Origin of the sequence: Fodinibius salipaludis (assembly GCF_002287075.1) — a bacterium.
Taxonomy (GTDB): domain Bacteria; phylum Bacteroidota; class Rhodothermia; order Balneolales; family Balneolaceae; genus Fodinibius; species Fodinibius salipaludis.
Genome location: NZ_NSKE01000001.1, coordinates 402,754 through 424,263 on the forward strand (window position 1 = coordinate 402,754; position 21,510 = coordinate 424,263).

Consider the following 21,510-nt stretch of genomic DNA (forward strand, 5'->3'; position numbering starts at 1 on the left):
TTAACACTAAAATATTTTTTTATGGGCTCTATGAAAGCAATGCAAGTATCAGAACCGGGTTCGGATTTTGAACTCGTTGAGAAAGACATCCCCACACCTTCTGCGGATGAAGTATTAATCAAAGTTCAAGCATGCGGTATCTGTCACAGCGATGCCTTTGTGAAGGACGGAACCATGCCGGGTATTGAATATCCCCGCGTGCCGGGACACGAAGTGATTGGTACTATTGAATCAGTCGGCAACAACATCACTGAATGGAATGAAGGTCAGCGTGTTGGCGTAGGTTGGCACGGTGGACATTGCCACGAATGTGAAGCCTGTCGCAAAGGTGATTTCATCAACTGTGAAAACGCCAAAGTCACGGGACTCAGCTTCGACGGCGGCTATGCCGAATACATGACAGCTCCACAAAACGCACTTGCGGACGTACCCGAATCACTTAATTCTGCCGAAGCAGCTCCACTGCTATGCGCCGGCATCACTACCTTTAACGCTCTGCGCAATAGCGACCTTAATCCGGGAGATTTAGTGGCCGTTCAAGGTATTGGCGGACTCGGTCACCTGGGCGTCCAATATGCTCACAAGTTCGGATGTGAAGTAGTGGCACTTTCGCGCGGAACCGACAAACAAGAACTGGCCTATGGGCTCGGTGCCGATCACTTTGTCGATACTGAAGCCAACGACGCCGCTGAAGAACTTCAAAAGCTGGGCGGAGCAAAAGTTATTTTAGCTACCGCTCCAAACAGTGACGCTATCACTTCAGTTATTGACGGTCTCGGAACTGACGGCACGCTGATGATTGTGGCAGCTACCGGTGAACCGATTAAAGTGAGTCCTTTTCAGCTGATCATGGGACGAAAATCTGTTCGCGGATGGCCCAGTGGCACAGCTAAAGATTCCGAAGATACGCTGGACTTTAGTGCACTCACCGACATCACACCCACTATTGAAACCTATCCGCTCGAAGAAGCCAATGAAGCTTACGATCGGATGATCAATAATGAAGCGCGGTTCAGAGTAGTTCTGGAAATGTAATTCGCACTTCGTTATCGGTTAATTATCATTTCGTTACAATGTTTTTGCATCATAATCCACTTCAATTTTTCCTCGTTCCGTAGCTCCACTGCGGAACGTTTTTTTCAAACCCGCAGGGTTTTCTTGAAGAGGTGTTTCTGCTTATAACACTGTTAACTCTTCAGGAAAAGAAACCCTGCGGGTTTAATTTTTAAATTCTAATTTCCCTCAAACACCTCTAACACTTCCGGAAGTAATTCCCGGCTGCAGGAAAAACCGTTGCCCGATTCAATTGTTTCGTTTCCCTCTGTATCACAAAAAACACCGCCTGATTCCTGAAGCACCGTTAGCAACGGCGCCGCATCCCAAATATTCAAAATGGGATCGAACATTAAATCAGCCCGTCCCGTGGCTACGAGCATATGTCCATAGGCATCGCCCCAGGTGCGGTGAATGCGCGTTTTTTCAATCAGGGCATCAAACGCATCTCCATACCCGTACTTCGCCGAAGTATAAGCATCCGTGCTCATAAAGCTGGCTTCGGACAGATTATCACAGGAACGCACACTGCACAAATCGCCATTAAGGCGCGTCCCCTTGCCTTTGGCAGCATCGCAAAGTTCATCAAGCGCCGGGGCATAAATGATGCCGATCACCGGCTCGTCTTCAACCACAACACCAATCAGCGTCGTATAAAGCGGCACACCGTGGATGAATGACTTTGTTCCGTCAATAGGATCCAAAATCCACTGCACAATGCTCTCAGGGTTATGATCGTCATGCTCCTCTCCCACGATACCGTGCTTGGGAAAATGACTTATAATCTCCTCCCGCATAACCATTTCTGCCTCGCGATCAGCGACCGTTACCGGAGAATCATCTGACTTGCGCTCTACATCAAATGATTTGTTAAAATAGTTAAGCGTATGATTACCGCCCTTTTTTGCGATTTCAATAGCCGCCTCGTGTACATTATCAAAGTCAAAATTCATGTGTACTTAAGTCTTTTCTCAAATTTCTCACAACAAATTATAGTAGTTGATTATAAATTTAATCAGAAACTGGATCTTTAAATCTATTTATCAGACATAAAAAATTAATTAACTGTCTTCGATTTTTGATTGTGCGGTTTTGTTGGAACTTGAAAATATCTTGTTCAGATCCTTTAGGATTCTTCACTTCGATATTTCAGTTCCGCCTCACACATCAACCAAAACTCTTGGTGAGAAATTCGAGTCAGTTAGTTATTTTCAGCAGACGAAATATAGGAGTCAGCACACAAAAATCAGAATGGTAGAGCTGACTCTCTTATCATAAGAAATTTGCTCGCTGGATTTTTTATCTTGTAAGACATATCCAGCATCTAATCTCTAATTTTCAATTTCCAGAATGACCGATTCACAGATTTTTAGCAGTATAGCACAGGAATTGAACTTTAAAACCAAGCAGGTTAAAAGCGTCGCTGACTTTTTGGATGACGGGGCCACTGTTCCCTTTTTGGCTCGTTATCGTCAGGAGGCTACCGGCGGACTCGATGAGGAGGATATCCGAAGTGTTCGCGACAAGTTGGAGTTCCACCGCACGCTCGAGGATCGCAAGAAAACTATTCTCAAAACCATCGATGAGCAGGATAAACTTACCGATGAGCTCGAAGAAAAAATCATGTCGTGTACTGATCTGAATACCCTCGAGGACCTCTATCTACCCTACAAACCGAAACGTCGCACCAAGGGCGATATGGCCAAAGAGAAAGGTTTAGAGCCGTTGGCTGAGCTTATCTGGGCGCAAGAGATTGAGAAAGGTGATCCCATGGAGCACGCTGCAAAATTTGTGGATGAGGAGCAGGAAGTCGAATCCGCAGAAGATGCTATGGACGGGGCCCTCGATATCGTCGCCGAGTGGATTAATGAGTCGGCCGACGTGCGCGAAAAGCTACGCGATATCTTTCAGGAGCATGCGGTGATTAAAACGGAGAAAAATCCCGCCGTTGAGGAACGCACCAACTTTGAAGACTACTACGAATTTTCTCAAAAGGCCAAACACCTGAAACCATACCAGATATTGGCCATTAATCGCGGGGAGCGAGAAAACGTACTATTTGTGAACGTGGAATTATGGGATGAGATCACACTCGGAAATATTGACGATGTGGTAATTAACAACGATATGAGCATTTTTGTCCCCCATATCCAAGATGCGGTAGAAGATGCCTACAAGCGCCTGCTGTTTCCTTCTCTGGAACGTGAGTTGCGCAATCAGCTCACCGAAAAAGCTGACCAGCACGCTATACAAACTTTCGCTACGAATTTATCCAATTTGCTCATGCAGCCGCCGCTCGATCACAAGGTGGTCATGGGTATCGACCCCGCCTATCGGAGCGGATGCAAGGTGGCCGTGGTGGACGAGACGGGGAAGTATCTTGAAGGAACGACCACTTATCCCACCCCGCCACAAAAGAAAGTAGCCGAAGCTGAAGAAGTTTTTGACAAACTCATAGATAAATATGATGTGAACCTTATTGCCATCGGCAACGGAACGGCCAGCCGCGAAACCGAACAGATTGTGGCAAACTTCATCCAGAAAAGAAAAGAGAAACATCCCAATGAAGAGCTTAACTACATGATCGTGAATGAAGCCGGCGCTTCGGTCTATTCGGCATCAAAAGTGGCAGCCGAGGAATTCCCGAATCTGGATGCTCCGCAGCGCGGTAATATTTCTATTGCGCGACGTGTACAGGATCCACTGGCCGAACTCGTAAAAATCGATCCGAAATCGATAGGCGTAGGACTATATCAGCATGATGTCAATCAAAATCAGCTGGCACAGTCCCTCGATGATGTAGTCGAAAGCTGTGTAAATCAGGTGGGCGTGAACCTAAATACGGCCAGTGCTCCGCTATTATCCCATATTTCCGGTTTAAGCAGTCGAGTAGCTAAACGCATAGTAGAACATAGAGAAACCGATGGAACCTTCTCAAATCGCGAGCAAATCAAAGATATTAAGGGAGTCGGCGAATTTCGCTTCCAGCAGGCGGCCGGATTTATGCGTATTCCCGAATCTCACAACCCACTCGACAATACGGCCATTCACCCGGAAAGCTACGAGGCAACCGAAAAACTATGCAACCTTTTCGGTATTGATTTGGAGAAACTTAACGAGCAGACAAAAGCTATTGCAGAAAAGCTCAAAAATATTGACAAGGAGCAGGTTGCCAATCAAATTGACGTTGGCGTTCCGACGCTCGAACTGATTATCGAAAACCTCCAAAAACCGGGACGCGATCCGCGGGAATCTCTGCCCAAGCCGGTGCTTCGAAATGACATCATGAAGATGGAAGATCTGAGCGAAGGACAGGTGCTCGAAGGCACGGTTCGCAACGTCGTTGACTTCGGTGCCTTTGTGGATATCGGAGTGAAACAAGACGGCCTTTTACACATCTCAAAAATGGCCGATCAAAAGGTCGAAGATCCACATGATATTGTGGCTGTTGGGGACATCCTAAAACTTACCATTGTGTCGCTCGATTTGGAGCGCGGACGCATCGGATTATCACTCGTAGAATAGTCTGATTTTAAACTTAAATATTTAGCTAACTTGGGGTAGAAATCGAGTTCCCCATCCAGCACTTAAACCAATTCATTTTAGGGGCTAAATAGTCGTCCAATATCTGACTGTTTAGCCCCTTACTTTTTGCCAAGTTTTTCCATTTCGTATTAGCAATTTCTCTCCCTGATATAACAAAATATTGTCTGTAGACATCTATCCATTTCCTTTCTCTAAATAAATTTTCTGCCTATAGTCCCGAAAAATTTTCATAATTCTATTACAGAAAATAGACTCTGAATTACAGATTCAGCATTTATTTGAGCTAATAAAAAGCTATTTCTGCACTTTTTTAATTTATTTCACATTAATTATGTACTGTAATTTGTTGCTATTCATACATTTATACATTTTTAATATTGTACTGAAAAATTGTCTCCCAGCTGATATGAGGCCTAAACTTAAATTATTTAGGCGAATATTATCGATACAAACCTGGCAACACATCTCTCTATTTTTATCCCATAAACCCTTGATATAATTAATCTTACCCCACAAATTATCATTTTGATATACTAATCTTCAATAAACCGCATATTTTCCGCCTAAATAATTTAAGTCCCGCACAGTATTAACGTAGTACTATACTTAAAGTATTTTATAGGTATTTATCGCAACTATTTGCAAAGCATTATATAATATTTGTATTCGCTTGAAATTAGAGCGCTCTTGACAATTTTGTTTTATGGTTTTTTTGCGTGTAATGACGTAAAGAGTAAACCCAGTTACATCAATCACTCTAACTTGTTGCAAGCCAACACAGTATTGGCTCTCTTTCTATACCCCACTCTATATATATCCATTTTATATGTCAAATTGCCACACTGTTCATCAAAAAGGAAATGCTGACTAAAATTTGTTTACAATTACATTTTCTATTCTGCTAATTCATGAACATACCGGACCTTAGTATTACTCCCCAATGAGATCGGTTTGATAATTAAAATCCTTTCCCGAATAACACCATCCTGTTCAAATAGAATCGAGATTAATACCCCTTAATACCTTCCACTTTTACTCCATAGTAGTTGCATTTTTTCCACTCAAATATTCGATAAAAAATTGTTCTTTACCTCTACCCTTTTTGGTCATCAATACATGCCAAAAAACGACTCAAATACTGAATAAAATTATCGCTACTTACGATCTACTTGACCGGTGATACTATGGGTTCCGCAGGTCTTGTATTTGGTATAAAAAAGGCAGCATCAAATGCCCATAAAAAAGCTTCCAAATCTTCCGAAATATTGAGACTTCCATCATGCATTTTTGCATATAAAGAGGAGAAATCAAACAAGGCCGGTTGCTCTTTTATAAGTGAACGAAACTCGTCATTCAGATAAGGATTTTGACACTCCACACTACGCGCTGGGAAGGTCATATTTTTAGAACCTGGTCCACACAAGACTGCAATATTTAGTGCCTCTCCATCCATCAATTCAGCAAGAGATACCGCTAAGTTTCCCACATCCAATGCATGGTTTTGAGTCATCCCTCGGTACGCATGTCGGGCTCCTATCTTTATCATAACCCGCTGATTTTCTGCAGAATATTTTTGAAATGAACTCCATAAATTTTCTCGCAGATATTTTGCCCGCATCTTATTCGATGTATAATTATTATCATCGTTGAGTCGGTATATTTCTATGCTTTTTATCAACTCGGTCAATATCTGCTGAGCTTCAGGCATACCCTCAAAATGGGGCTTTAACTTCATTATTGTGCCCGGATCATATATAGATATAGGGTTAGGAGTATCATCAGGCAATTTTTTAAGACGCGGATCATCAACAGAACCGGTTTCTGCACGTACTTCCCGAACTAATTTTTGAGTTGATGAATCCGGTGCTAATGCTTCAAGTCGGTCAAAAGCCATATCCGTAGTAAAGGCAAATACCTGATCTAATCCCCATAACGGGCTTTCTGCATCGCTGTGCGCCATAAATTCGTAAACCAGATCCCGTTCGGCTTTAAAATTGTAAAAAGGAATGGCATTTGGGTATTTAGCAATGAGCCGATTATAAGCTTCTTTGCTTTTCTTAAGGCTGTCTGTCACTCTACCTGCGGTCCACGGACTTGCTTCCAGGACCATGTGATCAAACTTTTTCTCTTGTCCCATACTTTGAATCATTGACTGTACCAAAGCTGGTACTTCCTGTGTGCCATGCATCTCCCCTATCGTGACAACCGATGCATTTTGGGATTGTTTGATGAGCCACTCTCCTCCCCCTCCCTTGAGCTTGCCATTTTCTAAGGACAACTCATATATATTTTCTTCCTGTGCTTCTTTTAATGATTTCGGTGGTTCTGTATCCTCTTTATCCTTACCGAAACCCTGTGAAACTCCTAAAATCAATATTATCATTACCACACTTAGCAAGTCTGTTTTATTCATAGTTTCGGTAAAATTTTATTACTATTGATCTTATTTTTGGAAGCATTATTACTTCGTATAAAGCATTCAATTGTTACAACTTTTAATTGACAACAGCGTTCACCGATCATTTTATGGATTACCAGCAACTTACCGAGCAGTATCATTTGTCCGTTTACAACCGCTATCCCATCACCCTTGCCAAAGGTAAAGGAGCATTTGTTTGGGATGACGAAGGCAACAAATACCTGGATGCCCTGGCCGGCATTGCGGTTAACAGTTTGGGACATTGCCATCCCAATGTTGTGGAAGCGGTACGTAAGCAAGTTGGGCAGTTGATGCATATTTCCAACTTCTATTACAGCAAACCACAGGCAGAGCTGCTGCAATTACTTTCAGAAATTACCGGCTTAGATAAAGGCTTTATCTGCAACAGCGGTGGAGAAGCAATGGAAGCCGCTCTTAAAGCTGCTCGAAAATTTGGGAAGGCCCATCAAAAGAAAGGTCCGCTGTTGACTGTTAGCAATGCCTTTCACGGTCGAACAGTCGGGACCATTTCTATGGGTATGGATAAGTATGCCAAGGGCTACGATCCCCTCTTAAGCGGTTTTCAGCAGATCCCAATGGATAATATTGAAGCACTTAATACTCATTTTGATGAACAAACGCTCGGCATTGTAATTGAGACCATTCAGGGTTCGGGAGGGCTACATATGGCTTCCCGGAAGTTTATGGATGCTATTAAGGAGCTTTGCAACCGGCACAATGCCCTTTTAATTGTCGATGAAGTGCAAACTGGTGTCGCCCGAACCGGCAAGATGTTTGGTTTTGAACACTATGGCGTTCAGCCCGATATCATCGGTATGGCTAAAGCAATGGGCGGGGGATTTCCTATTGGAGCAATGGTCTGCCGTAATAAGGTTGCTGAAACGATGAATTTTGGCGATCACGGTAGTACCTATGGTGGTAATCCGTTGGCTTGTACGGCATCCTTAGCCGCTTTAAAAACAGTTATTACTGAAGACCTTGTTGATCAAGCTGCTCAAAAAGGAGCTTTTCTAAAGCAGGAAATTACCGATCGCACTTCTGACATGGATGAGGTTCTTGATATTCGCGGCCGAGGACTTATGATTGGCGTAGAGCTTTCGTTTGAAGGACGTCCGGTGGTGGAAGAGATGATGTCTCAAGGAGTACTATCGAACTGTACGCAGGGGAATGTTATGAGACTGGTGCCACCGCTGGTGACCAAGAAACAAGGTTTATCCACCTTGGCTGAGGTATTGGTATCAGCAATCAAAAAAACATCTCCCTAAGGAAAACAAAATGCCCGTATTTTTGTTGTAGTTAGTGAACTTAAAATGATTAATACATGGGGATATCTTTGAATCGTCTTTTAGTTATAATGCTGGCCGGTGGTTTCCTATTGCTTGGCGTATGTGACCGGGGAGTTGCACAGGAAAGGGATACTACGAGTACGACTATTGAGCAGGATGAGGAGGACGATACGTCCATACAACTTGACCAGCAATACAATCGGTCCGTTTCGGGTGGGGCGCTGACCGACATGGGCACGTATGATGTGCCGTCATCCAAGCAGTATTACCAAGCTCCTTTTGAGGCGCAAAAAGAGCTTGACCAATTCATGGAAGAGTACCGAAAAGAGATGGAGGAAAGTAACTATTGGCACTTTCTCAGAGCCATAAGTCCTTATATTCGATTACATCTGGGTGTCAGTGATTTTAATCAATTACAGATTGTAGGGCGTGATAATCCGCTGTGGCAGTCGTACAGCAATGATAAAGAGCTGGAGTAAGTTTTTACTTAGATATAAAACTGCCATTCCTTCAAACAGCTAAAAATCTACTTGTCATCCTGAATTTATTTAAGGATCTGAATTTCATTTCTACAACAGTTTTTTAGATTCTGAAACAGGTTCAGAATGACACAGAATGGCAGTTTAAATAAAGACTCTTTTTTGAAGTTCTCTTGTATTCTTAGTCATTAAGCAGCACTATCATTAATTAAAAATAATACGAAAAGCTTCCTTCACTTTTTGCAAATCCTTATCCATAATCTGAAAATGAAAAGTTGCACGCAGTGTTCTGGGGCCGAACGGTACCACTTGTATGCCCTCTCCTGCCAATTGTTGTACGGCTTCTTCGGCCGTGGTGTTTATAACATCAAAAATTAAAATATTGGTCTCTACTGAATCCAAATCTATCAAAAGATCAGAGCATTCATCAATAATCTCTGCTATCTCTCGAGCCTTTCGATGATCATCTTTAAGCAATGGATAGTGATAATCTAAGGCATAATCAGCGGCTGCGGCCAATATCCCAATCTGACGCATTCCTCCGCCCCACATTTTACGCATACGCCGGGCATCAGTTATATTTTCTTGGGATGAAAGAATCATCGATCCTACCGGTGCGCCGAGTCCTTTACTAAAGCACACCGACAAGGTATCGGCTATACGACTGTAGAATGTGGGCTCTGTTTCTGTCGCAGTCATCGCATTCCATATCCGGGCACCGTCAAGATGAACTGACAAATTATTTTGAGTGGCAAATGAGCTTATTGCCGCCAGTTCTTGCTCGGTATAGCAGCATCCTCCCCCTTTATTAGTTGAGTTTTCTAACGCAATCACTTTTGTTCGGGGTTCCCAATCTTGCTGTCCGCGGATCGTATCTTTTAGCAGATCAGCAGAGAGTTTGCCCTTCGTTCCCTGCAGCGGACGTAATAGTACTGATGAAAGGTGCGATGCCGCTGTGGATTCATAATTAAAAATATGGCCTGTTTCTTCGATGAGCACTTCATCTCCTTGATCCGTAAGCACATTTACGGCCAGCTGATTAGCCATGGTACCGCTGGGCGTAAAGAGTCCGGCTTCAAAGCCGAACATCTTGGCTACCTTATCTTCAAGCGCATTCACGGTGGCATCTTCTCCAAAAACATCGTCCCCTACTTGGGCTTCAGCCATTACTTTTCGCATTTCGGAAGTAGGCTTCGTTACGGTATCACTTCGTAGATCAATCATTAAAAAATAGCAACTTAAAATTAGTTAGTAGATCCTTAAACAAGTTCAGGATGACACTTTGCTTTTTATTTTACCTTATCTCATTAAGAATTGTTTGAAAACTCTCATTGTCAATGTTGGTGCCACAGACGATAATCCCCACATTTTTATTCATCACCTCATCGGAAAGTGGTCCTGTTGCCGCCGCCAGTGCTGAGGCACCGGCCGGCTCTACGGCCAGTTTTAGTTCTTCAAACATCATTCGCATGGTCTGTGCCATCTTTAAATCAGTTATGGTAACAACTTCATCCACGAAACGCTTGCACAAACCAAAGCTATAGGGCGCCGCATGAGGTGCGCCCAAACTGTCGGCGATAGTATCAACTTCATCAATTTCAGCCGGTTCTCCTGCTTCAAGACTTTTACTCATGCTATCAGCTCCTACCGGTTCTACCCCGTATACTTTACAGTCGGTAATCATCTGTTTAACTGCTGCAGCAATGCCCGCGCATAGTCCTCCGCCGCCTATAGGTACAATAACGGCATCCAATTCCGGGATATCCTGAGCAAACTCAAGTCCAACCGTTGCAGTTCCCAGTGCGGTTTGCTCTCCTTCAAAGGGATGGATAAATGCTCGATTCTCTTCTTTTTCAATCTCTTTTACTCGACGAAAAGCCTCATGCACATCATCTACCAGCTCAACAGTAGCTCCATGTGATTTACATTTCTCAACTCGGAATGAATTAGCAGTCTTAGGCATAACGACCTTGGCGGTAGTGCCAAGTGATTTTGCCGCATAAGCAACAGCAATGGCATGATTTCCTGCACTAACGGCAGTCACCCCATTTTTGAGCTGCTCTTCCGTAAGATCCAGCATATTCATCAGCGCGCCGCGCGGTTTAAAACTCCCGGCATATTGGAAAAGCTCAAGCTTTAAAAACACATTTGTTTTTGCACTCAACAACTGATCTTTGACATCGCTTTTCCACTGCCAGGCGGGGGTCCGTCGAACTTTGTTACCCAATTTTTCTCGTGCCTGTTCAACCTGTCTCGGAGTTGGAATTTTAATCGTTTCCATATCGCCTTTTAATCCCTTTTAATAAAAGTTTAGCCATCAACAAATAACAAGAATATGATAAAAATGGAAACGAGAAATATTTTTTTACAGTGCAGTGCTTTTCATTTCTCTCCCAACTTTTAGACCTTACCAAAGATCAAGAACGAGCAAAACACTATTGAGTGAAGACCCATTACATATCGATAAACGTACCCACGAGCGGGTTCCTTCGCTCGGCGAACGCATCATCCATGCGCTGCTCAGTGCTTTTCTGGGTTTTCTGCTGCTCAATATCATCATCTTTTGGATGTTTCCCGGGGCCGGTATCGGGGCGCTCTACATGTTCGCCGGCTACCACAAGGTGGGAACTATTGCCAGCGAAATGACCACCGTACTCATTTATACCGTTCTGGCCCTATGCTTTGTATTCGGATGGTTCCGCGGCAAGTCTTTTATCCATCGCCTGAAGGACTATATCAAGTACTGGAGGTTTTGGTGAAGGAGTAAAATTAATCAGCCATAATATCTGTAACCAATTATATCTCCTTCTAACGATAATTATGGTTTTTCGTCTCCCGGCCTCTGCACATAATTCGCAGGACTACCCCCTTAATGTGATTAGTTAACATAACCGGCTTCACAATTTTTACTCAGAGGTCCAGAACTATTTGGGGCAACAAAATAAATACTACCATGTCCTTCAATAAAAAGGCCCTCAGAATAATCGAAATCCTGAGGGCCTAATTGCAACTTATAGATGCTGAAACCCCGATTGGTCGGGGCACGCAGAGTTCAGCATGACACCAATTAAACTTTTAATCGTGCTTATAAAATCCTTCGCCGGACTTATCACCGAGCTTGCCGGCATCCACCATCTTAACCAACAGCGGGCACGGTCGATATTTGGAGTCTTTAAATCCTTCGTAAAGTACATTGAGGATATCCAGACACACATCCAAACCAATGAAATCAGCCAATCGCAACGGCCCCATCGGGTGCGCCATACCAAGCTTCATTACCTGGTCTACATCTTCGGGCTCAGCCACGCCTTCATATACACAATAGATCGCTTCGTTGATCATCGGCATTAACACTCGGTTGGATACAAAGCCCGGATAATCAGCCACTTCAACGGGATTTTTCTCTAAGAGTTCGGCCGTCTCTTCGATTGTTTCCACAACTTCCGAGTCGGTATCAAGTCCGCGCACTACTTCTACCAATTTCATTATCGGCACGGGATTAAAAAAGTGCATTCCAATAAATCGTTCGGGGCGCGAAGTCGTTGCTGCCAACTTTGTAATAGAAATTGAAGAAGTATTGGATGCTAATATCGCCTTCTCCGGCGCTGCTTCATCTACTTCAGCAAATACCTTTTTCTTGAGTTCAAAATTCTCCGGAACGGCCTCAACTATCAGGTCCACATCATTTACAGCCTTAGTCGTATCGGTATGCGTTTCAATATTTTCGAGCGTCTGTACTTTCTGATCCGCATCGATTTTTTCTTTTTTAACCATGCGCTCCAGGTTATTATCGATGGTCGCCAAGGCCTCGTCAGCCAGCTCTTGATTCATCTCTACCAGGTTCACCGGAATGCCATTCATGGCAAAAACATGACAAATGCCATTGCCCATGGTACCGCCGCCAATGACTGCTACTTTTTTAATATCCATATTACAAAAACTTTATTGCGATTAGATGTTGATTATTGATAAAAGAGGGTATCGATTTTCTGAGGCATTTTCAACGATTTCACAGCTAAAATACTTCGTTGAATAATCTCATCTTTGAAGTAAGAGCAATCTGATATTAACAAATGGAATGTACCCTTTTTCCGGTTACTCATTAATTGGTATGTTTGCTACATTCCTGACTGTACAAAAATTATTTTACACTATTTATGAACAAGTTCTTACGTATTGCTCTTTTTCTGCTCATCTTAATCGTCGGGATCGGCAGCCTGGCCATCTACTGGACGTTCTATCGTCCCCTGCCCGACTACCAAGCTACACAAGAGCACTCAGAAATAAATCAACAGGTTGATATCCACTGGGATACTCACGGGATACCGCACATTTATGCTGATAACAAGAACGATCTGTATTACGCGCTGGGATACATGCACGCCCAAGATCGCCTTTGGCAGATGACCTTGAGTCAGATGGCGGCCGAAGGACGTTTTGCCGAATTTTTAGGAAAAGATCTCCTCCCCTACGATAAACTGCAGCGTACACTTGGCTTTTGGGAAATCGCTCAACGAATTGCTCCCACTATATCCGACTCTACCCAAAATTTACTCCAGGCTTATTCCGCCGGTGTGAACTCCTATGTCAAAAACAATCCCAAAAGTCTGCCTATACAATTTACGCTGGCCGATATGGAACCTATCCCATGGACGCCAACCCATTCTATCGCTCTGGCACGGATGATGGCCTGGGAGTTAAACTTAGCCTGGAAATCGGAACTGAACTATGCCTATTTTGCTGAACACCTCTCTGAAGAAAAGTTCGCGCAACTGCTTCCCGACAACAGATTTCTTTCTTCAAATCTGTCAACAGACTCCAGCTGGGCTCAAACGCTAATGCCGTTGGTCGAAAAAAACGAACGTTTGAATAAAATTATGGGTCGGCAGGGTTCGCATGTAGGCAGTAATGCCTGGGCGGTCAGCGCTGAAAAATCATCTACAGAATCACCTCTGTTAGCCGGCGATCCCCACCTCGGCTTGAATATGCCCGGCAAGTGGTACGAAACACATTTGAATGTCAATAGCCGTAATCTATCAGGCGCTACGCTTGCCGGTGCTCCCATCGTTATTTTGGGCCAAAACGATCACCTCGCATGGTCATTAACGAACATCATGCTCGACGAAACCGACTTTTTTGTAGAGGCTGTTAACACCAAAAACCCCAACGAATATGTTATCGATTCACTCGCAAACGAAGCGGTTTATGATGAGTTTCAAATCCAAAAAGAGGTTATAAAAATAAAAGGAGCCGACGATACCCTTTTTACTCGGAAGCTTACCAATCACGGTCCTGTTATCTCTGATGTATATCCCGAACAAGAGTATACTAAAGATCGCGTTATTTCCATGCAATGGACCGGCTACGAAGTAAGTAATGAGATCGAAGCCCTGTTAACCATGAACTGGGCACAATCTTTTGACGAGTTTCGAAAAGGGGCCTATAATTTTAAAGTACCGGGCCAGAATTTCATCTATGCTGATAAAGCCGGCAATATCGCCCAGCTGTCGATGGCCAATATTCCCATTCGGGATGAAAATCCGATCTTGTTGAGAGAAGGCTGGAATACCGAACACGACTGGCAGGGTTATGTACCTGATGAACAGTTGCCAACAGTCATTAATCCCGAGCGCGGCTGGGTGGCCAATGCCAATACCTCACCTGCCGACGACGATTATCCCTACTATATTTCGGTGTACTGGGAGCCGGGGTCCCGGATCGATCGCATTGAGCAATACTTGACGGAAAATGAACAACTTTCCCCACAGCTGTTCCAACAGATGCAAAATGATTCCTATTCCAGGTTCTCACAGGAGCTTTCGCAGCTCATTCTTCCGGTTTTGAAAAATAGCAGTCAACAAGAATTTGATACCGCCATTTCGTACCTGGAAAACTGGGATTTCAGTTATGATAAATCTGAAACAGCGGCCTCTATTATGGATGTATTTCTAATACATCTTGCTAAAAACACTTTTGTTGATGAAATGGGCGAAACCGGCTATGAAAACTTCGTACGATTCTCTTCGATGCCCATTCGTGCGCTTAACCGATTTTTGATCAACGGAAGTACCTTTTTCGATAATATTAATACCGAAGATACAACCGAAACCCGGGATGATATGATCAGGAAAAGTATGGCCGAAGCCATCGACTTTTTGCAAAGAAACTACGGCGACGAGCCGTTTGAGTGGCGCTGGGAACAACTACACACCATCACCTTCAAACCTCAGCTATTTGGAGAAGCCGCCGAAGACCCCAATGCCCCGCAAGCATTACAACTCATTGTCAACAACTTGCTCAATAATGGCCCGCATCCCGTAAGTGGTCACGATATGAGTATCAATAATGGGGAGTATAGCTGGAACGATCCCTACGAAATGGTACTGGGCCCGTCAATCCGCCGTATTGTTGATTTTTCTGATCTAAGCAAAACCTGGTCTATTAACCCTACCGGCCAATCCGGAAATCCCCTTTCGCAATATTACGGTGATCAAACCGAAAGCTGGCTCAACGGCCAATATAAATTTTTATATCAGGACAGTACTTTTTTTGATGAAAATCAGTTTAAGACTATGACCTTCATACCTGGGAACCAATAATTTTTAACCCATAAGGGTATCGTTGATGTTGATTCCGCATCGGCATTCAACTATGTTGTCATAAATTTAGGATCAGCATATATCATCTTAAAAAAATCCATGACTACACATTTGAAAGTTTTAGCTAACAATATATTCCTGCTGATTGTATCCAGTGCGGTATTTCTTTTTTCAACTCAATCGTGCTCGGCTTCCCAAAAAGCGACGTCCACATCACCGGCAGTGGGGAGCATACAGCAAGAAAGTGTGCTAAATAATATTGCTAAAAAAGACCTCAAGTCGACAGACGCCTCAACAGCAGCAGACCAACCCAACCAAATTGCTGACTCTGTAAATGTGGATTCACTGCTTGCCGAAATGTCGCTGAAAGAAAAGATTGGTCAGCTATTTTTCGTTCGTGCCTATGGAAATTATAAAAGCGACGACAATGAATCCTACCAAAAACTATTACGGCAGATACAGAATTATCATATCGGTGGACTGGTCTTCTTTAACGGAACGGTTTACGGTCAGGCAATTTTAACAAACAAACTCCAACGCGCCGCAACAATTCCCCTGTGGATTAGCCAGGATATGGAGTACGGCGCCGCCATGCGCGTTGAAGGTACAACGAGGTTTGTGCCTGCCATGGGCGTTGCCGCTACTCAAAAACCTGAGTACGCTTACTGGATGGGGAAAGTTACCGGACAAGAAGCCAAGGCGCTGGGGGTAAATCAGGTTTTTGCTCCGGTATTAGATGTAAACAACAATCCACTAAATCCTGTGATCAATGTGCGATCCTTTTCGGGTGATCCCGACATTGTTTCGGAGTTCGGCAACAAATTTATTGAAGGTGTGGAATCAGAAAACGTACTCTCCACAGCCAAACACTTTCCCGGCCATGGTGATACCGATATGGACTCTCACCTGTCGCTACCGGTAATTAAGTACGATTTTGCTCGCCTCGACTCTGTCGAACTCGTTCCATTCCGATCGGCTATTAACAATGGCTTAAACAGCGTTATGAGTGCCCATATTTCATTCCCTGCCATCAGCCCCGACTCTTCACTTCCTGCTACGATGGATCCTTCCATCCTTGATGGTATTCTGGCTGACAGCCTAAATTTTGACGGGCTCGTAGTCAGCGATGGGTTGGAAATGCGAGGCATCTCGTCTCACTATTCGCCCGGGCGGGCCGTCATCCAAGCGCTTAAAGCCGGTGTTGACCTTATGCTTCTAAGTCCGGATGAACTGACAGCTCTTCACGAAATTGAGCAGGCTGTTCATACCGGCAAAATATCAGAAGAACGTATTGACAATTCCGTACGCAAACTTCTTAAATGGAAGAAACAGCAAGGACTTTTCGAAAATAAAGAAGTAGATATTGAGTCTCTAAGCGCCAATATCAGCACTCGAAAAAATCGCTTAATTGCCGATGAAATCAGTCGAAAATCACTGACACTGCTCAAAAACAATAATGATATTTTACCTATCCGGGCATCCGAATATCCCAAGGTAATGGTTGTATCAGTCTCGGATGGTAAAAGCGGCTATACCGGTTCATCCTTTGTTTCACAACTAAGAGATTACCATCCCGACGTAAGCTCTCACCTGTTGGATCAGCGTACAAGTAAAGAAGAAAAAAAGAAGATGATCCAAGATGCCCGCAAAGCGGATCTCATTATCATCGGATCATTTATTTACGTTAAATCAGGTCAGAAAGTACAGCTCAAAAATGAACAATTATCATTTTTAAAAGAATTAACTCAGAATAAACCCTCTGTTTTAACCGCTTTTGGAAATCCCTATGTGGTTCAGGATCTGCCATATACCGATGTACAACTTTTGGCGTGGTCGGCCAACGGAGGGCAAGTTAAAAGTACGGTACCCGCACTGTTCGGCGGATCCGAAATAAGCGGACGACTTCCCATCAGTATTCCCGGCCTGTACTCTATCAATCATGGGTTGTACTTGCCACAAACAGCAGTGCGTTACGACGAACCCGAAGTTTCGGGATTATCAAGCGATTCGCTTCACAATATCGATCAAATTATGAACGAAGCCATATTTGATTCTACCTTTCCCGGCGGCGTGGTTACCGTCGTTAAGGATGGAAATATTGCTTACCAAGAAGGATTTGGATATGAAACTTACGAAAAGCTTAATCCAATCAAAGAGAATGCGGTTTATGACTTGGCTTCACTCACAAAAGTAACGGCTACTACAGCTGCTGTGATGAAGCTGGTCGAAGAAGACAAAATCGGCCTTGATGATAAAATTGGAAAATATATCCCTGAATTTTCAGAGGATGAAAAACAAAATATCACCGTAGAAAACTTTCTGCTTCACAATTCGGGCCTTCCTCCCTTTCGGGTCTATGTTGACTCCCTTAAATCGGAAGAGGAAATTATTGAGGCTATCAAAAATGAGCCACTGACGTATGAGACCGGTACCGACTATCGATACAGTGATCTTGGATTTATTCTTCTCGGTGAAATTATTGAGGAAGTTTCCGGCAAGTCGCTGGATCAGTATGTGAGAGAAAAATTCTACTATCCCCTTGGGATGTCGTCCACCTTTTTCAATCCCAAGCAGATCGGTTATCGCATGACAAATCGTATTCCACCCACCGAAATTGATACTGTCTACAGAGACACCACAATCCATGCTGAAGCACATGATGAACGGGCCTATTTCCTCAACGGTGTTGCTGGTCATGCGGGATTATTTTCGAGCGGGAAAGACCTGGCTATCTTTTGTCAGATGCTGCTGAATGAAGGCTGGTATGCCGGGCAGCGCTATCTGGAACCTTCAACAATACAGAAATTTACCAAGCGACAAGCAACACATTCAAATCGGGGCTACGGATTCGACCGTAAAAGCGGAAAAAACAGCACAGCCGGATCTTTGACCAGTGAAAAAACGTTTGGTCACCTCGGCTTTACCGGTACCAGCTACTGGATTGATCCCGAGCGTGATCTGGCAATTATCATTTTAACAAACCGAACGTATCCGTACCGATCATACGGTGAAAATATCAGCGATATACGAGCAAAAGTAGCGGATGCGGTTGTTTCATCAATCATAGAGTAATGGATATTAATGACCTTTACGAGCAAAATTACGTACCCTATTCCAAAAAGGCCTCGGTGGCCGTTGTTCGCAGCAAGAACGGCAAGTGGTTCCCCGGCGTACGTATCGAAAATATTTGTTATCCGCTGAGTATCAGTGCCACGCAAAATGCACTCTTCTATTGCCTTAGCGAAGGACATGAACCCGCTGAGCTTTTTACGGATGAAATACATGCAACCATGATTCCAAGCTGGGAAAAAGAATTGGGGATTACGTCCAACCCGCTGGAAAAAGATGAGTTGCACAATATTACGTTCGATAATCCGGTTTTAGAAGCTGATCTCAACAAAATAGATAAGCTTAAAGAACTATTAGATATGGCCGTTGTCGGGGAATCGGATTTTCCGGTTTCCGCAATCGTAGAAACAGAACAGGGATATTTTACGGGGGTAAATATTGAATGTACTTCGTGGAATATGGGACTTTGCGCCGAACGTGTTGCCATTGCAAAAGCGCTGACTTTTAGCAGTAAAAATTTAATCAGCCTTGAAATACACACCCGAAAAGGAGAATTCAGCAGCCCCTGCGGTGCCTGTCGACAGGTTATCAAAGAACACCTGCCAAAGAAACAAATTCATCTGCACCATGCCGACGATTCTGAATCCATTCATTTTAGCGAAGACCTTCTTCCCCATAGTTTTAGTTCTTCTTCACTTTCAAACAGATAATTTTCTGATTTATATATGAAATACATAGCAGCAGTCGATTATGATCATTTAGATAACGGAGTTTTTCTAACCAGTCTGGCTCGGTCGCTTTCACAACAGCAAGGCAATGCCGACCTGCGCCCCATTATTATTCATTCCGACAGCGAATACACAGAGCGTATTATCCAGACCGGTGTTATGCGCGATGAGGCGACCATCCGCAGTATCAAGGATCTTAATAACCGGCTGGTTGCTCTTTTTGCTGATGAGGGCGTATCCGCGATAGGCATCAATCCCTACCAGCGGAACCTGATCACCCTGCAAAATGGAACGCTAAAGCTCGATCATTCTTTTTTTGATACACTACCCAGCCAATCAACGTTACTGCTCTCCACGCTTATTCAAAACGATGACAAAGATCAAATAGAGTCATTATCTCTACCACGTCTTGTAACTTTTTTACAAAAAGAGTTAGAGACCGATGAGCTATTTCTTTTTTCAAAGTCCGACGAATCGGAAATATTTACGGATAAAAAAACAGAAACAGATATAAGCTGGGATACAATGGATTCCGAATTCAGGAAACAGCAGATTCCAGATGAGTTCAACAATTTTAACCATCCCGTAAAAATTGCGACTGCCCGCGACTTTAACCAATTACCAAATTTAGAACAAACTATTGCTATCAACAGCAGTTAAAAATGAGCTTTTTCCCGAAAATCGATTATAAATCGCCACATTTTTGGCAAAAAGTCCATTTAATCAATTAAAATGCCCTTTTTTACTTGACACGACAGTTCCATATACATAGATTCGACCATTCGATGTATTCATAGAAAAACATCGAGCGATTTTTTTAATTATTAACACTAATCAAACGGAGTCATATAATGAGCCGATACGATGAAATGAGTGAATTGTTAGATCAACTGGAACCTGACATTAATAAGTTCTACAACAAAGGAAACAAAGCTGCAGGTACCCGCGCTCGTAAAACTCTTCAAGCAATGAAGAAGAAGGCGCAAGAAATTCGAATGGAAATTCAAGAGTGGAAAAACACTGGAAAAGTCGACGAACTCTAATTTCGTCTTTCCACTTATCTAATTTCTAAAGGCCGCTTTTAGCGGCCTTTTTTATTTACTTACCATATTATTGGATAGATATTAGTGCAGATAAAAAAAGCCGCAAGAGTTCATCCTGCGGCAGCTTAAAAAATAACTATTCAATCAATTTATTCCTCTTCTCCTACAGGCTCTTCTTCGTATGATTCAACAGCTTCTTCAACCGTTCTGTAACTTTTAAATACGGTTATCAGCTTAGTAACCATTAACAAACTTTCAATACGTTTGTCAGCCCCGGCAATACGCAGATCGCCGCCTGCATTACGCATGGTAGTAAGTCCGCCAATTAAAATTCCCAACCCCGAAGAATTCATAAACTTAACATCGCTCACATCTGCTATTACTTCCTTTTTACCCTCGTCGATTAAATCATGCAGATCTTCATTAAATTTATTGGCATCCGGACCTCCCATCAGGTTACCACTAAACTCTATCACAATGCAGTTATAACGCTCGTTTATCGAATAATTCATAAGCTGTTTTTTCTTTTAAGTTGTCCCTCTAATTAAATATAGAGATCATAATATACAAGACTTAGCTAAGTATGCGAATTTGATCGATAAAACTAAAATTGGCATCCTCTTAAACACAAAAATCTTTGAGATAAAACATAAATTCAACTACTCACATTTGTAAATTCCTGCCATGTACAAATTTGAAAGGAAAACTGTGGAAAAAGACACATCCTACAAGTATCAACTTTACCGGCAAGAACGTCCGCTCAGCTTTACAAAGTTTTTAGAATTATTAGATCAAGAAGAAGAGTTTCGACAGTTTTATATAGATTTGTTAGCGAATATACCACTTCGCGCCTATCATTGGGAAACACCACCCGTTACAAAAAATACTGTCAATAAACCCTTTGAGTTTGTGTGTAGCCGTGCTCCCAGGATTGATTTACCTCCCGATCCGGGACCATTTCGGCAATACTTTGAGGCCGGGAAAGAGGTTGCTGTCTTTGATAATCTGGGTGGTGATGCCAAATTAATTGCGCCTACACCAACTGATAAACAGCTGAACTATTCGCACATTGGCGTGTTTACTGAGAATGCCCCAAAAGAACAACAGCTGGCGCTTTGGCAAACAGTGGGAGGCATAACTAAAACCCTTATTTCGAATCAACCGATCTGGCTCAACACCGCTGGCGGCGGAGTAGCATGGCTTCATGTTCGGCTGGATTCAAATCCCAAATACTACCGGCATCATCCCTATGCCTCGACAGCTTAAT

At 43.2% G+C, this 21,510-nt stretch carries 17 protein-coding genes; 10 read left to right on the plus strand and 7 right to left on the minus strand.

Annotation, left to right across the window (positions count from 1 at the left end; genetic code table 11):
- The first annotated feature begins 30 nt into the window (after positions 1–30).
- Entirely contained in the window at positions 31–1,035 is a 1,005-nt protein-coding gene (locus CK503_RS01605; protein ID WP_095605178.1) for an alcohol dehydrogenase, read from the plus strand.
- Positions 1,036–1,232: 197 nt separating this feature from the next.
- Here CK503_RS01605 and CK503_RS01610 read toward each other — a convergent pair whose 3' ends face one another.
- On the minus strand, positions 1,233–2,006 hold the full coding sequence (locus CK503_RS01610) for an inositol monophosphatase family protein (protein WP_095605029.1): 774 nt from the start codon (positions 2,004–2,006) through the stop codon (positions 1,233–1,235).
- 397 nt (positions 2,007–2,403) lie between these two features.
- On the opposite strand from CK503_RS01610, the gene CK503_RS01615 reads away from it, so the two are divergent.
- Entirely contained in the window at positions 2,404–4,578 is a 2,175-nt protein-coding gene (locus CK503_RS01615; RefSeq protein WP_095605030.1) for a Tex family protein, read from the plus strand.
- A 1,186-nt stretch (positions 4,579–5,764) separates the two neighbouring features.
- Here the strand turns inward: CK503_RS01615 and CK503_RS01620 are convergent.
- Positions 5,765–7,012 carry a TraB/GumN family protein gene (locus CK503_RS01620; protein ID WP_095605031.1) on the minus strand — a complete coding sequence of 416 codons (1,248 nt, stop codon included), beginning with the start codon at positions 7,010–7,012 and terminating at the stop codon, positions 5,765–5,767.
- 113 nt (positions 7,013–7,125) lie between these two features.
- Between CK503_RS01620 and CK503_RS01625 the strand changes: the two genes are divergently transcribed.
- On the plus strand, positions 7,126–8,304 hold the full coding sequence (locus CK503_RS01625) for an aspartate aminotransferase family protein (protein ID WP_095605032.1): 1,179 nt from the start codon (positions 7,126–7,128) through the stop codon (positions 8,302–8,304).
- Between the two features lie 56 nt (positions 8,305–8,360).
- On the plus strand, positions 8,361–8,804 hold the full coding sequence (locus CK503_RS01630; RefSeq protein ID WP_141239855.1) for a hypothetical protein: 444 nt from the start codon (positions 8,361–8,363) through the stop codon (positions 8,802–8,804).
- Positions 8,805–9,008: 204 nt separating this feature from the next.
- On the opposite strand, the gene CK503_RS01635 is transcribed toward CK503_RS01630, so the two are convergent.
- The 4 genes from CK503_RS01635 to CK503_RS01645 form a co-directional block, all read right to left on the minus strand.
- A complete protein-coding gene (locus tag CK503_RS01635; protein WP_095605034.1) occupies positions 9,009–10,028 on the minus strand; it encodes a threonine aldolase family protein in 1,020 nt (339 codons plus the stop codon).
- A gap of 70 nt (positions 10,029–10,098) precedes the next feature.
- Entirely contained in the window at positions 10,099–11,085 is a 987-nt protein-coding gene (locus tag CK503_RS01640) for a threonine ammonia-lyase (RefSeq protein ID WP_095605035.1), read from the minus strand.
- Positions 11,086–11,257: 172 nt separating this feature from the next.
- Positions 11,258–11,422, minus strand: coding sequence for a hypothetical protein (locus tag CK503_RS16215; RefSeq protein WP_217988294.1), 165 nt, complete (start codon positions 11,420–11,422; stop codon positions 11,258–11,260).
- Positions 11,423–11,879: 457 nt separating this feature from the next.
- Positions 11,880–12,728, minus strand: coding sequence for a 3-hydroxyacyl-CoA dehydrogenase family protein (locus CK503_RS01645; protein WP_095605179.1), 849 nt, complete (start codon positions 12,726–12,728; stop codon positions 11,880–11,882).
- Between the two features lie 233 nt (positions 12,729–12,961).
- Between CK503_RS01645 and CK503_RS01650 the strand changes: the two genes are divergently transcribed.
- The 5 genes from CK503_RS01650 (at position 12,962) to CK503_RS01670 (ending at position 20,243) form a co-directional block, all read left to right on the plus strand.
- Complete coding sequence (locus tag CK503_RS01650; protein WP_095605036.1) at positions 12,962–15,403, plus strand: penicillin acylase family protein; 2,442 nt, start codon at positions 12,962–12,964, stop codon at positions 15,401–15,403.
- A gap of 99 nt (positions 15,404–15,502) precedes the next feature.
- Complete coding sequence (locus CK503_RS01655; RefSeq protein ID WP_095605037.1) at positions 15,503–18,475, plus strand: serine hydrolase domain-containing protein; 2,973 nt, start codon at positions 15,503–15,505, stop codon at positions 18,473–18,475.
- The gene (locus CK503_RS01660; protein WP_095605038.1) at positions 18,475–19,182 is read left to right on the plus strand and encodes a cytidine deaminase; all 708 of its coding nucleotides are present in this window, start codon (positions 18,475–18,477) and stop codon (positions 19,180–19,182) included. Before CK503_RS01655 ends, CK503_RS01660 begins: the two co-directional genes overlap by 1 nt.
- A 15-nt stretch (positions 19,183–19,197) precedes the next feature.
- Positions 19,198–19,860, plus strand: coding sequence for a hypothetical protein (locus CK503_RS01665; RefSeq protein WP_095605039.1), 663 nt, complete (start codon positions 19,198–19,200; stop codon positions 19,858–19,860).
- Positions 19,861–20,051: 191 nt separating this feature from the next.
- The gene (locus CK503_RS01670; protein WP_095605040.1) at positions 20,052–20,243 is read left to right on the plus strand and encodes a histone H1; all 192 of its coding nucleotides are present in this window, start codon (positions 20,052–20,054) and stop codon (positions 20,241–20,243) included.
- A 149-nt stretch (positions 20,244–20,392) separates the two neighbouring features.
- On the opposite strand, the gene CK503_RS01675 is transcribed toward CK503_RS01670, so the two are convergent.
- The gene (locus CK503_RS01675; protein ID WP_095605041.1) at positions 20,393–20,755 is read right to left on the minus strand and encodes an STAS domain-containing protein; all 363 of its coding nucleotides are present in this window, start codon (positions 20,753–20,755) and stop codon (positions 20,393–20,395) included.
- A 196-nt stretch (positions 20,756–20,951) separates the two neighbouring features.
- Here CK503_RS01675 and CK503_RS01680 point away from each other — a divergent pair, with 196 nt between their 5' ends.
- The gene (locus CK503_RS01680) at positions 20,952–21,509 is read left to right on the plus strand and encodes a DUF6940 family protein (RefSeq protein ID WP_141239857.1); all 558 of its coding nucleotides are present in this window, start codon (positions 20,952–20,954) and stop codon (positions 21,507–21,509) included.
- The last annotated feature ends 1 nt before the right edge of the window (position 21,510 follow it).